This is a genomic window from Rhodopseudomonas sp., assembly GCF_048594845.1.
In the GTDB taxonomy this organism is placed as follows: Bacteria; Pseudomonadota; Alphaproteobacteria; order Rhizobiales; family Xanthobacteraceae; genus Rhodopseudomonas.
In genome coordinates this window covers 1-13,025 of record NZ_JBMDXE010000104.1, presented here as the reverse complement: position 1 = coordinate 13,025, position 13,025 = coordinate 1, and the positions used below count along the sequence as shown (strand labels likewise).

General features: G+C 66.3%; 10 protein-coding genes and 1 pseudogene. 1 reads left to right on the top strand and 10 read right to left on the bottom strand.

Annotated features, from left to right (window positions below; translation table 11 throughout):
• The 5 genes and pseudogenes from ACOJTD_RS05930 to ACOJTD_RS05910 form a co-directional block, all read right to left on the bottom strand.
• Positions 1 to 348: pseudogene (locus ACOJTD_RS05930) on the bottom strand (cell division protein FtsZ); the annotation flags it as partial.
• Between the two features lie 93 nt (positions 349 to 441).
• The gene (gene ftsA / locus ACOJTD_RS05925) at positions 442 to 1,767 is read right to left on the bottom strand and encodes a cell division protein FtsA (protein ID WP_420132004.1); all 1,326 of its coding nucleotides are present in this window, start codon (positions 1,765 to 1,767) and stop codon (positions 442 to 444) included.
• A complete protein-coding gene (locus ACOJTD_RS05920) occupies positions 1,764 to 2,756 on the bottom strand; it encodes a cell division protein FtsQ/DivIB (RefSeq protein ID WP_420132003.1) in 993 nt (330 codons plus the stop codon). Before ACOJTD_RS05920 ends, ftsA begins: the two co-directional genes overlap by 4 nt.
• A 278-nt stretch (positions 2,757 to 3,034) precedes the next feature.
• On the bottom strand, positions 3,035 to 4,024 hold the full coding sequence (locus ACOJTD_RS05915; protein WP_420132002.1) for a D-alanine--D-alanine ligase family protein: 990 nt from the start codon (positions 4,022 to 4,024) through the stop codon (positions 3,035 to 3,037).
• Between the two features lie 152 nt (positions 4,025 to 4,176).
• Positions 4,177 to 5,493: a glycosyltransferase family 87 protein gene (locus tag ACOJTD_RS05910; RefSeq protein ID WP_420132001.1), complete on the bottom strand. Its 1,317-nt coding sequence runs from the start codon at positions 5,491 to 5,493 to the stop codon at positions 4,177 to 4,179.
• Between the two features lie 284 nt (positions 5,494 to 5,777).
• Here ACOJTD_RS05910 and ACOJTD_RS05905 point away from each other — a divergent pair, with 284 nt between their 5' ends.
• Complete coding sequence (locus tag ACOJTD_RS05905) at positions 5,778 to 6,611, top strand: DUF4239 domain-containing protein (RefSeq protein WP_420132000.1); 834 nt, start codon at positions 5,778 to 5,780, stop codon at positions 6,609 to 6,611.
• Between the two features lie 4 nt (positions 6,612 to 6,615).
• Here ACOJTD_RS05905 and murB read toward each other — a convergent pair whose 3' ends face one another.
• The 5 genes from murB to murD all read right to left on the bottom strand — a co-directional run bounded on the left by murB (position 6,616) and on the right by murD (position 12,977).
• Positions 6,616 to 7,548: a UDP-N-acetylmuramate dehydrogenase gene (gene murB / locus ACOJTD_RS05900; RefSeq protein WP_420131999.1), complete on the bottom strand. Its 933-nt coding sequence runs from the start codon at positions 7,546 to 7,548 to the stop codon at positions 6,616 to 6,618.
• Positions 7,549 to 7,550: 2 nt separating this feature from the next.
• Complete coding sequence (gene murC / locus ACOJTD_RS05895) at positions 7,551 to 8,954, bottom strand: UDP-N-acetylmuramate--L-alanine ligase (protein WP_420131998.1); 1,404 nt, start codon at positions 8,952 to 8,954, stop codon at positions 7,551 to 7,553.
• Positions 8,955 to 9,086: 132 nt separating this feature from the next.
• Positions 9,087 to 10,187 (bottom strand): undecaprenyldiphospho-muramoylpentapeptide beta-N-acetylglucosaminyltransferase, encoded by a 1,101-nt coding sequence (murG, locus tag ACOJTD_RS05890; protein ID WP_420131997.1) that lies wholly within the window; start codon positions 10,185 to 10,187, stop codon positions 9,087 to 9,089.
• A gap of 2 nt (positions 10,188 to 10,189) precedes the next feature.
• Complete coding sequence (gene ftsW, locus ACOJTD_RS05885) at positions 10,190 to 11,332, bottom strand: putative lipid II flippase FtsW (RefSeq protein WP_420131996.1); 1,143 nt, start codon at positions 11,330 to 11,332, stop codon at positions 10,190 to 10,192.
• A 244-nt stretch (positions 11,333 to 11,576) separates the two neighbouring features.
• Positions 11,577 to 12,977, bottom strand: a complete 1,401-nt coding sequence (murD, locus tag ACOJTD_RS05880) for a UDP-N-acetylmuramoyl-L-alanine--D-glutamate ligase (protein ID WP_420131995.1) — start codon at positions 12,975 to 12,977, stop codon at positions 11,577 to 11,579.
• Positions 12,978 to 13,025: the final 48 nt, after the last annotated feature.

The following is a 13,025-nucleotide window of genomic DNA, read 5'->3' as shown; positions in this document are numbered from 1 at the left end:
GGCGCCGGTGCCGGTGCCGCCGCCCATGCCGGCGGTGACGAAAACCATGTTCGCGCCCGAGAGGTGGTCGCGGATTTCGTCGATGACTTCCTGCGCGGCAGCCGAGCCGACGTCCGGCTGCGAGCCGGCGCCGAGACCCTGGGTGACCTGGGTGCCCATCTGGATCAGCCGCTGGGCCTTCGACATCGTCAACGCCTGCGCGTCGGTGTTGGCGACCACGAAATCAACGCCGTCGAGACCGGCGGTGATCATGTTGTTGACCGCATTGCCGCCGGCGCCGCCGACGCCGAACACGGTGATCCGGGGCCGCAGCTCGCGACTGTCAGGAACGTTGAGATTGATGGTCATGGTTGCCTCTCGATTACGCGCGCGTTGGTTCGTGAAGTCCCCGGCAAGCGGCCGGGACAATCTGTGATGGCGGAAGGGGGCGGAAAAGAGTCATCAAAAGCCCTCGCGCAGCCAGCGGCCGACTTTGCCGAAGTAACCGGCGTGTTCGGCGCTGCGGACCTGGCGGGAATGCCGCGGCTCGATGTGCTCCAGATGGGCGTATTGCGGATAGACCAGCAGGCCCGTGGGAACCGCGAAGGATGCGCTCTTGGCTTCCTGCGGAAGCCGGCCGAAGCCGAGCGGACGGCCGACGCGCACAGGGCGGCCGAGAATGCGGGTTGCGAGTTCAGGGATGCCGGTGAGTTGCGACGCGCCACCGCTCAGAACCACGCGGGCGCGCGGCTCAGCAGCAAACGGCGAATCCGCCAGCCGGTCCCTGACCATCTCAAAAATCTCCTCGGCGCGATGCCGGATGATGTTCGCGATCGTCGCGCGGGAGATCACCTGCGGGGTGTCCCGCTCATTGTCTCCGGCGGCCGGAATCGTCATCAGTTCGCGCGCATCAGAACCGCCGGTTAGCACCGTGCCATATAACGTCTTGATTCGCTCGGCATCCGCAATGCAGGCACCCAGTCCGCGCGCGAGATCCATTGTGATGTGGTGACCACCGAGCGCAAAGCCGCTCGAATGCACGAAGCGACCGCCCGAATAGATCGCCATCGTCGTGGTGCCCGCACCCATCTCGATCAGTGCAGCGCCGAGATCGGCTTCGTCGTCGGTCAGAACCGAAAGGCCGGCGACATACGGACTCGCCGCCATCGCTTCGACATTGAGGTGACAACGCTCGACAGCCAGCATGATGTTCTTGGCCACAGTGGCGTCGGTGGTGACGACGTTCATGTCGACGCCGAACTGGCGCGCGACCATGCCCTTCGGATCACGAATGCCCTTCACGCCGTCGAGCGTGTAGCCGACCGGCAGCGCATGCAGCACCGCACGACCCGGCGCGGTGGCGTGATGCATGCCGGTGGAGGTGACGCGGCTGACATCGTCCGAGTTGACGGCGCCGCCCTTGATATCCGCGGCTGCTTCGATGAGCTGCCCCTGCAGCCGGCCGGCCGAGACCGACAGCAGCACGGACTCGACCCGTACTTTCGCCATCCGCTCTGCGAGCGCCACCGCATGGCGGATCGCCTTCTCGCATTCGACCATGTCGACGACCGCACCGGCCTTGACGCCGCGCGACTGGATCTGGCTGTAGCCGACCAGTTCGACCGCGTGGGTGCGGCCGCGCAGCGCGTCCTTCGGCGGCGACGGCTTCAGCCGCGCGATCATGCAGGCGATCTTGCTGGTGCCGATGTCGAGCGACGCCACCATCGCGGTCCGATGCGGGGGCATCGGGCGGGTCTTCGGAGTCTGAGTGCGATCGAAGCCGGTCACGCGTCACCAGCCTTCTTTTTGGACTTCTTGTCCTTGAACAACTCTTCGCGCGCCTTCGCCGCATCGTCGGACAGCCGCACCGTCAGTCGGTCCGGCAGTCGCATATCGACCGCGGTGATGTCGCGCGAGAACAGCTTGTCTTCCTGATCGAGCTTGCTGAGCGTCGCCAGCGAATTGCCGACATCCTGCTCCGGCAGCCTGATCACCAGCCCGCTGCTCAACCAGACGTTCCAGCGCCGTTCGCCGACGAGGGCGACCGCGCGAGTCTGCGACTGGACCTGCGGATAGCGCGCGAGCAGCGCGAGGAAATCCTTGGCGCGGGTCCCCGCCCCCTTGCCGACCACCAGCGGCAGCGACATAAAGCGCCGCGCCACATAGGGCTCGAGCACGGCGCCGTCATCGGCGATCACCGCGGTCCGCCCGTCGAGCTGCCAACGCGCGAACGCCGTGCGCTCGACGATGTCGATCTGCAGCTCGCCCGGATAGAATTTCAGAACCGTCGCGTCCGCGATCCACGGATTGGCCTTCAGCTTGTCGCGCACCGCTGCGGCATCCAAGAAGAGCAGCGACGAGCGGCCGGTGACGCCGCCGATCGCGAGCACTTCGTCCTGCGTGAGCTGCTTGCGGCCGCTGATCGCGACCTGCTGGATGCGGAAGCCGGCGATGTTGGCGATCGCGTTGCGCGCGTCGTCCAGCCCCTGAACGAATTCGTCGACGTGGCCGCCCTTGACGATGCCGAGCCCCGCACTGCCCATCAGGATCAGCACGGTGGCGACGACACCGATGCGGCGCGGCGTGTATTTCTCGAGGGTCGCGATCAGCCCGCTCGGCTGTTCGGGACGGACCAGCCGCGTCGGATGAGGCTCGGGCCGTTTGCGACGCGCCCAGCGATGGCGCACCAATGCGACGATCGCCACGGCGACCGCTTTCAGGTCAGACTGAAACCCCGACAGTCGCGACGACCGGGCGAGGCGCCCTCCACCATGCATTGCTAGAGCTCGTACACGTTATGCCCGCAACCAACCGGGCTATGGCGCAGACGGCGACCCGGTGCTGGGCGAAAGCAAAATGACGAGGCGGAAGGTCCGCCAGGTCATGCCTCGCCAGCCGAGCGCCAACATGCGCAGCCAGCGTTAACCTTCGGGCCAACTGGTAAACAAAAAGTAAAGGGGCCCGAATCAGGGCCGAATTTGTTGCGATTCATGAGGGATTTGGCTGGTAAAGCGGTAAATCTGCAGTGGTTCCGCAGGAACCTGTAAAGCAGTCGTTAACGTGCGGCGTTTCGCTCGGCGAGCGCGATCTGGCCGGTCAGGAAATCCACGAAGTCGATGCCCTGCGCCTTGAGCGCCTTCGGGTAGAGCGACGCCTTGGTCAGGCCGGGCAGCGTGTTGGTCTCGAGGAAGACCGGGCCGTCGGCAGCGACGATGAAATCGGACCGCGAGTAGCCACGGCAGCCGATCACCCGATGCGCCCTCACGGCATAGTCCATGATCACCGACGCCACCTCGGCAGCGAACCGGCCGGGGCAGATTTCCTGCGTCGACTTGGCGAGATATTTCGCCGTGTAGTCGAAGCCACCGTCGGCCGGGACGATCTCGATGGTCGGCAGCGCCAACAGCGAACCGTCCGGCTGCTCCAGCACCCCGCAGGTTGCTTCGATGCCGGAGACGAACGGCTCGATCAGATAGTCTTCCGTTCTGGCCGCGTGGCGCACCGCGACCAGATCCTGCTTGGCATTGATGAAGAACAACCCGTAGCTCGATCCGTCACGGCTCGGCTTCGCGATCAGACGGCCATGGACTTCGAGCGCGGCCTCGGCATCCGCCAGGGCAACGCCACCCAGCGTACGAACGCCCGCGATCGCAGCGAAGCGCTTGGCGGCGACCTTGTCGAACGCAAGATGAGAGGCCGCGGCGCCGGAGCCGGTGAATGGCACGCGGCGCATCTCGCACATTGCCTGCAACTCGCCATTCTCGGCCGCGCCGCCATGCAGACCAAGCACCAGGACCCGCTGTTCGGCGGCCGCTCGATCGAGCGCTGTCGCAAGGTCGCCGATCCCCTCACCCACCGGCACAAACGGCTCCTCGAAGGGCCGATCGTGCGCCAGCAGCGCTTCCGGCGTGACGCGATGGACAGCGTCATCGTCGTTCCAGAACCACAATTCGGCGTCCGGCAGCGCCGCGTGCAGCGCCTGCGCCGAAGCGACCGACACCAGCCGCTCCTTGCTGGTGCCACCGAAGAGTATCGTCTGTCGCATGGATCGGTCCGCCGGGCGGTCCCTGTTGGGTCAGAATGGTCCGAGCGTCTCGCGGGCCGGCGCGGACGCAATGTCCCTGATTTGGCTGATTCGGAGAAGCTGCGGGGGATCGTTTTCGCCCTCACCGCACCGAGAGCGAGGCGCAGCCTCGTCTAACGCGCGCGGCGCAGGCAGACCAGACCGCAGCCGAGCAGCACCGCAATCGCCGGCGTCGCGAGGCCGATGACGCGCAGCGGCTCCCACACGCCGCCCTCGGTGCCGAACATGCCGATCCACATGACGCACGCCCACAACACCAGAAATGTGACCAGCGTCGTCTCGCCGCTGCGCCGCCATGCATCCCACAGCACGACCGCCACCAGCGGCGCGACGAACGCCACATAGTTCGGCTGCGACACCGACAGCACCAGCGGCAACGAGGCGCACAGCACCGCGCCGCAGATCAGCACCGCCTCGGACATCTGCGGCTGCGGTCCATCGAGCCGCCAGAAGCGGCCATGGCCGACCCACACCAGCGCGCTAATGAAAACGGCGTCGAATGCAAGCTGGCCCAGCGTCGCGAACAGCGGCAGCTTGTCCTCGGCCGGCAAGCCGCCGGCGGCGATCCGCGCCAGCATCGCGCCGATGCTCAGCATGTCATAGGAGGTGAAAGTGATCTCGGCGGCGATCTTGTCGTTGGGCGCCCCGGTGAAGATGCCGCTCAGGTGCTCGGTCCACATCGCGACGTAGAGTTTGATCACTTCGGCGGGCCCGAGGCACAACACCGGCACCACGAAGAGAAAGAACGCGCTGAAGCCCGCGACTGCCGCCACCGTCCGGACGTCGCGCCGGAGAATTGGGAACAGCAACAGCACGATCGGAAACAGCTTGATGGTGAAGCCAAGCGCCAGTGCAAAGGCCGCGGAATAGACCCGCCCTTTCGCGTACAGCACGAGGAAGCCAACCATCGTCAGCAGTACCAAAGCGGTCGGCTGCCCTCGGCCAAGGCCGTCGCCGATATACGGCATCAGGATCGCCAGCGGCCCGATCCGCAGCATCCACCACGCGTTCCAGGCGCGCTGGCCGAGCGGCGGAGCGTCGCGCTCGAGCGCCCTCGCCCACCAATCCACCGCGATCAGGAGCAGCGCCGCGCTGAATGCGTACCAGACCGCGACCGAGGTCTGCAGCGGCAGGGCCCAGGACGGCCTGGGATAGCCTTCGAGCGGGTAGCCGAACGGCCCCATCAGCAGCGCAAAGAACGGCGGATAGTGATAGGTCCAGCCGTGATGATCGGCGACTTCGTACAGCGGATAGCCGGTCCACACCGCCCATCCGGCGCGGAAGAACACCTGCACGTCGCCGAATCCCTGCAACGCCGATCGCTTGACGACGATCGGCAGATAGATGCACAGCGCGAGCGCCACGACACCTATCAGCGCGATCTCGTACCAGTGCAGTTGCCGAAGGCGCGGCGCGAATTGTCCAGGCAAACGAGAGCGCTCCATCCGTCGGTCCGGGAGGTGCCACGCCGGTCCGGCAGAAGCATGGCGTCAATGTTTCAGCTTATGTGAAGCCGGCAACCCTGTACAACCTGCGATGAGCCGACATTCCGCAATCGAGACCTGCGTGCGCACGGCTTCGCCGCTGCCATTGAACCGCCTTTGGTGGACGCGAGCCGCAGAAGCGGCCAAAGTCCGGGCTTCGGGACACCGGAGCGGCCGCCGATTCGACTGTTCCGATGTACGCCGCATCCGAACGACCAACGGGAACCACGATGATCAGGGCCTGGCTCGACCTCTCCACCACCGGCACCTTCGTGACGCTGGCGCTGCTGTATTACGGCGTGGCGCTGGTGCTCGTCATCGTGACGTGCGTGTCGCCGGCGCGTGGACCGATCAACAAGCTCAACGGTGTCGTTGCGCCGTTCTTCTCGTCGGTCGCGGTGCTGTTCAGCCTGCTCACCGGCTTTCTCGGCTACGAGGTCACCGAGCGCAATCGCCGGGCGACCAGCGCGGTGCAGACGGAAGCCGGCGAATTGCAGAACCTCTATACGCTGAGCGTCGCCTCGGTCACCGACATGCGCAAGATCCGTATCGCGCTGAAGGATTACGCCAAGTCGGTGGTGAACGAGGAATGGCCCGCGGCACGCGGCGAGAGCGCGGCTTCGACCACGGAAGCTTACGACGAGCTACTGACCCAGCTGAGCGATCCCGGCATCAGCCGGGATGCCAGCGCCGCTGTGCATGTCGCGATGCTCAGCGCGGCGGTCCGTGTCGGCACGGCCCGCAACTCGCGGCTCAGCCTGTCCACCGACCGGACCAGCGAGCTGAAGTGGATTTCGGTGCTGCTGCTCGGCATCATCACGCAGGTGGCGCTGACGCTGGTGCATTTGGAGAAGCCGCGTTCGATGGCGGCCGCGCTGACCGTATTTGCAACCGGAGCCGTCGTGGCGCTCGGCCTAATCGCCCTGCAGGAGGATCCGTTCAGCGGCGTATTCCGGGTATCGTCAGCACCGCTCCAACACGTACTTACGCTGCCGGACACGCCGACATTGCCGCCTTCCGCGCAGCCGCCGGTCCCGCCGTCACCGCCGCCTGCCGCGAAGTAATCGTTCAGCGCGCGGCGTCGGCCCCGACGCCGATCCGCTTGATCTCCCACTGCAGCTCGACGCCCGATTGCGCCTTGACGCGGGTGCGCACAGTCTCACCGAGCGTCTCGATGTCGGCGGCGGTGGCGTCGCCAGTGTTGATCAGGAAGTTGCAGTGCATCTCCGAGACCTGCGCGCCGCCGATCTTGAGGCCGCGGCAGCCGGCAGCGTCGATCAGCTTCCAGGCGCTCTGTCCCGGCGGATTCTTGAAGGTCGAGCCGCCGGTTTTTTCGCGGATCGGCTGCGCCATTTCGCGATGCGCCTGCACCTCGTTCATCTTGGCGCGGATCGCATCGGACGAAGCCGGAGTGCCGCGGAAGCGCGCCGACGTGAAGATAAGGCCCATGTCGGCGCCGCAGTGGCGATAGGAAAACTGCATCGCCGCATTGTCGAGCACGTGGATACGTCCGCTTCGGTCGACCGCGGTCGCATCGATCAGCACCTCGCGGGTCTCGCGGCCGTTGGCGCCGGCATTCATCCGCAGCGCACCGCCGATGGTGCCCGGAATGCCGAAGTAGAATTCGAGTCCGCCGAGACCCGCCGCTGCCGCCGTTTCGGCTACGCGCTTGTCGAGCGCGGCGGCACCGGCATGTACGACCTGACCGTCGGCACGCAGCTCGCCGAAACCTCGGGGGGCCAGGCGGATCACCACACCCGGCAGCCCGCCATCGCGCACGATCAGATTGGAGCCGACGCCGATGCACAGCGCCGGCACCTCTACCGGCAAGCACGACAGGAAGTAACCGAGATCGTCGACATCGGCCGGCGTGAACAGCACCTGCGCAGGGCCGCCGACTCGAAACCAGGTCAGCGGCGCCAGCGACTCGTTACCCAGCAGCCGCCCACGCAGATCCGGCATCGCGGCTTTGAGGTCGGGAGTGATGTCGGGAAACGCCACGATCAGCCCAGCGCTTTCAACTCGCCGGGCAGCGCATAGGCCCATTGGGTGATGTTGCCCGCGCCGAGGCAGACGACGTAGTCGCCGCTGTTGGCGATTCCGGCAACGACGCCGGCGAGCGATGCAGAATCCTGCAACGGGATGACTTCGCGGTGGCCGTGCGCGCGCAGTCCGAGCACGAAGTGATCACGGTCGATGCCCGGGATCGGCGCCTCACCGGCCGGATAGACTTCGGCCACGATCACAGTGTCGGCATCGTTGAAGCAGGTGCAGAATTCTTCGAACAGCGACTGTAGCCGCGTGAAGCGATGCGGCTGCACCACGGCGATCACCTTGCCGGCCGTCGAGTGCCGCGCCGCCTTCAGCACCGCGGCGATCTCGACCGGATGATGCCCATAGTCGTCGATGATGGTGACGCCGTTCCACTCGCCGGTCTTGGTGAAACGCCGGCGCACACCGCCGAAGCCGGCCAGCGCCTTGCGGATGGTGTCGTCGGAAAGCCCGAGCTCGTGCGCCACCGCAATCGCCGCGGTGGCGTTGAGGGCGTTGTGGCGGCCCGGCATCGGCACCGTGAGATCCGTGATCTCGTGCGCGGTGCCGGCCTTGCGATCGCGAAACGCGACCTTGAAGGTCGAGCCGGCGCCGGACGGCTTGAGGTCGAGCAGCCGTGCGTCCGCCTGCGGGTTCTCGCCGTAAGTGATGATGCGGCGATCCTCGATCTTGCCGACCAGCGTCTGCACCACCGGATGATCGATGCACATCACCGCGAAGCCGTAGAACGGCACGTTCTCGACGAAGTTGCGGAACGCGTCCTGCACGGCGTCGAAGGTCTTGAAGTGATCGAGATGTTCGGGATCCACATTGGTGACGATCGCCACATCGGCCGGCAGCTTGAGGAAGGTGCCGTCGCTTTCATCGGCCTCCACCACCATCCAGTCGCCGGCGCCGAGGCGCGCATTGGTGCCGTAGGCGTTGATGATGCCGCCGTTGATCACGGTCGGATCGAGTTCGCCAGCGTCGAGCAGCGCTGCGACCATCGAGGTCGTGGTGGTCTTGCCATGGGTGCCGGCGATCGCGACGCAGCTCTTCAGCCGCATCAACTCGGCGAGCATCTCGGCGCGCCGCACCACCGGGATGCGCTGCGCGCGCGCCGCCAGCAATTCCGGATTGTCGCGCTTGATCGCGGTCGACACCACCAGCACGTCGGCGCCCTTGATGTTGTCGGCCTGATGACCGACGTGGATCTGGATGCCCTTCTCGCGCAGCCGGTTGACGTTGGCGCTTTCCGAAGCGTCCGAACCCTGCACGGTGTAACCGAGATTGCACAGCACCTCGGCGATGCCGCTCATTCCGATGCCGCCGATCCCGACGAAGTGAATAGGTCCGATCTCGCGGGGCAGTCTCATGGGCAAGTCTCTCACAGGTCGGCCGGTCGGCCGGGATGATGGCCGGCCGCGGCGATTCGCGGGGCACTTCATGCAAGACGAGGATGGCCGGGACAAGCCCGGTCCAAACAAAAGCCGGGAACCTGCGCCGGTTCAGACCTGCGCCACTTGCATAACCAGATCGGCCAGACGGTCGGCCGCGTCCAGCCGTCCCACCGTGCGGGCCGCCGAAGCCATCGCGGTCAGCTTCGACGGTTCCGAGGCCAGTCCGGAAATCTCCGACGCAAGTCGCTCCGGCGTGAAATCGCCCTGCACGATGCGGATTGCACCGCCAGCATCCGACAGCACGCCGGCGTTGGCGAACTGATCCTGATCAATTGCACCGGGCAGCGGGACCAAAATAGACGGACGTCCGATCGCGGCGAGTTCGGCAACCGTGCCGGCCCCCGAGCGGGAGACCACGAGCTGACTGGCGGCGAGGCGTGCCGGCAGATCGGTGAAGAAAGGGGCCAGCTCGCAAGTGAGATTCAGCCGGTCGTAAACAGCCCTCACCCGCGCCATGTCCTCATCGCGGACCTGCTGGGTCAGCACCAGCCGGGCTTGCAACGCGGGATCGAGCTGCTCGATCGCGCCGGGCACGATATCGGCCATCACGCGTGCACCTTGACTGCCGCCGACGACCAGCAGGCGCAGCGGACTGGCCGGATCGAGCGGCGCGAATGGGACTGCCGCGGCGGCGAGGATCGCCGGCCGCATCGGCGTCCCGGTCGTGGTGGCCTTTGCGGCGAGCGCCGGATCGCGATCGAGGACGCCGGGCAGTGAGGTGGCGATGGCGCTGACGCGCTTCGACAGCAGCCGGTTGGCGCGGCCCATCACCGCATTGGCATCGTGGATCAGCGTCGGAATGCGCAGCGCGCTGGCGGCAAACAACGGCGGCAGCGTCGGATAGCCGCCGAACCCGATCACCGCGGCGGGCCGACGCCCGAGCATCAGCGCCATCGCCTTGGCGGTGCCGGCGCCGAGCATCAGGCCGGTTCGCGCCAGCGCCCAAGGCGTTTTGCCGCGCACGGTTTCGCTCGGCACCACGTCGATCATGTCGGCAGAAAACAATCCACTGTAGCGCATCGCGCGGCTGTCGGTGACCAGCCGCACCCGCAGCCCGCGCTTCATCAGTACGACGCCGAGCGCTTCGGCGGGAAACAGATGCCCGCCGGTGCCGCCGGCGGCGAGGAGGATGAGAGGCGCGTCGCTCATGGCTACGCGTAGCTTCCGGCGGCTTCGATCGCACTCACTTCGGTCTGCGGACGCTGCCGCGTCAGCGCCAGCATCATGCCGACACCGTAGGCCAGCGAGACCATCGACGAACCGCCATAGGAGATGAACGGCAGCGTCATGCCCTTGGCGGGGATCAGTTGCAGGTTCACCGACATGTTGATCGCAGCCTGAACACCGAACAGGATCGCCAGGCCCGAGGCCGCGAAGCGCGAGAACAGATCGTCGGATTTGTAAGCGCGCGACATCGTACGCAGCACGATGAAGGTGAACAGCGCGAGCAGCGCCAGGCACAGCACGATGCCGAACTCCTCGGCAGCGACGGCGAACACGAAGTCGGTGTGGCTATCCGGAAGGCTGCGCTTGGCGATGCCCTCGCCCGGCCCGAGGCCGAACCAGCTGCCGTTACTAAACGCCTCGCTGGCCATGTCGACCTGGAACGTATCGCCCGAGGCCGGATTCATGAAGCGCTTGATACGACCAGCGACGTGCGGAACGAACAGATAAGCAGTGAACAGGCCGCCTGCAGCGGCTCCTGCTAATCCGAACACCCAGACGATCCGCATGCCGGCAATGAAGAACAGCGCGCCCCACACCATCAGCACCAGCATGGTCTGGCCGAAATCGGGCTCCGCGACCAGCAGCGACACCAGTGTCAGCAGCAGCACCAGCGCCATCGAGGTCGCCGGCATCTCCGGCCGACGCGCGGCTTCGGAGAACAGCCACGCGGCGAGAATGACGAAAGATGGCTTGGCGATTTCGGACGCCTGAATGTTGATCCCGAGCAGCGTGATCCAGCGGCGCGAGCCCTTCACCTCGGGTCCGAACAGCAGCGTCACCACGATCAGCACGATCGCCAGCGCAAAGATCACCAACGCCGTGCGCCGGATCTGGCGTGGCGACAGAAACGACACGCCGATCAGCACGATCAGCGACGGAGCCAGAAACAGCACGTGGCGATTGAAGAAGTGAAACGGATCGAGCCCGATGCGGGTCGCGACCGGCGGCGACGCCGCCAGCGACAGGATCACGCCCGCCAGCATCAGCGCGATCAGCGCCGCAAGGAGCACGCGGTCGACGGTCCACCACCATTCGCTGAACGGGGTGCGTTGTTCACGGGAGATCATCGGCGATCCTGGGACAAAGGTTCGCCCATTGGTGCGCCCGTGTGGTTGCCAAGAGGTTAACAGGACGCGCGGCAATTGAGGTTGTGAACGACCGCTAGCCGCCTGTTGCGATCTATTCGCACAGCTGGGACGACGGCATCAGCGCCTCCGCAGGCTTGTGGCAAACCTGGGGCACGTTCAGAGGCCGGCGCTCACGCCGCCACTCCTGACACCGACAGTCAATGGCAACTACGGCGGCCGCGGCTCACACCGCCGGCTTGACGCCGTCCAGCGCCAGAACCAAGTCGCGGAACCGGTTACCGCGGATTTCGAAGTTGCGGAACTGGTCGAACGAGGCGCAGGCCGGCGACAGCAGCACCACCGGCTCGGACAGGCCGGCGACTGCGGCGTCGCGGGCCGCGGCCGGAACGGCGTTGTCCAGCGTCCGGCTGATTTCGTAGGGCACGCGGCCTTCGAGCGTCCTGGAAAACTCCGCTGCCGCTTCGCCGATCAGATAGGCCTTGCGGATGCGCGGGAAGTACTCGGCAAGACTCTCGATGCCGCCGGTCTTCGGCTTGCCGCCGGCGATCCAGAAAATATCGCCGAATGACGACAGCGCCTTGGCGGTGGCGTCGGCATTGGTGCCCTTGGAGTCGTTGACGAACAGCGTCGTGCCCTGACGGCCGACCTGCTCCATGCGGTGCGCGAGGCCGGGGAAACTGCGTAGTCCGTTCTGCAGCACGTCCGGCGCGACGCCGAGTGCGAGCGCCGCGGCGGATGCGGCGGCGGCGTTCTGCGCATTGTGCAGACCGCGCAGCGAACCGATGCCCCCGAGTCTGGCGATCTGTTGCGACGCGCCGCCGCTGATCCGCGAGATCGTTTCATGATCGGCGACGATGCCGTCGGCGAGCGGCTGCTTCACCGAAATCCGCACCACCCGCTTGCCGGCGCGCGCGATGCGGTCCGCCATGTCGCGGCCGAAGCCGTCATCGACGCCGATGATCGCGGTGCCGTCCGCCGAAACGCCGGCGACCAGTCGCTCCTTGACGGCGGCGTAGTGCTCGATCGTGCCGTGGCGATCAATGTGATCCTCGGTGACGTTGAGCATGATGCCGACGGTGGGATCGAGCGACGGCGTCAGGTCGATCTGATAGGACGACATCTCGATCACGTGGACCCGGCCGGCGCGCGGCGGCTCCAGCGACAGGATCGCCGTGCCGATATTGCCGCCCATCTGCGTATCGTAGCCGGCCTCGCGCATCAGATGCGCGATCAGCGCCGTGGTCGTGGACTTGCCGTTGGTGCCGGTGATGGCGACGAAGGGCGCATCCGGCGCATGCAGCTTGCGCTCGCGGCAGAACAGCTCGATGTCGCCGATCACTTCGACACCGGCTTCGCGCGCCTTCAGCACTGTCCAGTGCGGCGCCGGATGCGTCAGCGGCACGCCGGGCGTCAGGATCAGCGCGGCGAAGTTGGTCCACGAGACGTTGCGCAGATCGGCGGTGATGAAATTGGCCTGCGCTGCTTCGACCATGCGGTCGAGATTGTCGTCGCACGCGAACACTTCGGCGCCGCCGGCGCGCAGCGCATGGCAGCTCGCCAGCCCCGACCCGCCGAGCCCGAACACCGCGACGGATTGGCCCGCGAGGGAGGTGATGGGGATCATGGCAGCCTCTCCATGAGCGCGCGCGCTTGGCCAATTGCACGGCCGTCA

Coding starts and splice junctions, on each gene's coding strand:
- murC (WP_420131998.1), bottom strand. CDS start 8,954: ATGAGACTGCCCCGCGAGATCGGACCTATTCACTTCGTCGGGATCGGC.
- ftsW (WP_420131996.1), bottom strand. CDS start 11,332: ATGATCTCCCGTGAACAACGCACCCCGTTCAGCGAATGGTGGTGGACC.
- murG (WP_420131997.1), bottom strand. CDS start 10,187: ATGAGCGACGCGCCTCTCATCCTCCTCGCCGCCGGCGGCACCGGCGGG.
- ACOJTD_RS05915 (WP_420132002.1), bottom strand. CDS start 4,024: ATGCGACAGACGATACTCTTCGGTGGCACCAGCAAGGAGCGGCTGGTG.
- ACOJTD_RS05905 (WP_420132000.1), top strand. CDS start 5,778: ATGATCAGGGCCTGGCTCGACCTCTCCACCACCGGCACCTTCGTGACG.
- murD (WP_420131995.1), bottom strand. CDS start 12,977: ATGATCCCCATCACCTCCCTCGCGGGCCAATCCGTCGCGGTGTTCGGG.
- ACOJTD_RS05920 (WP_420132003.1), bottom strand. CDS start 2,756: ATGCATGGTGGAGGGCGCCTCGCCCGGTCGTCGCGACTGTCGGGGTTT.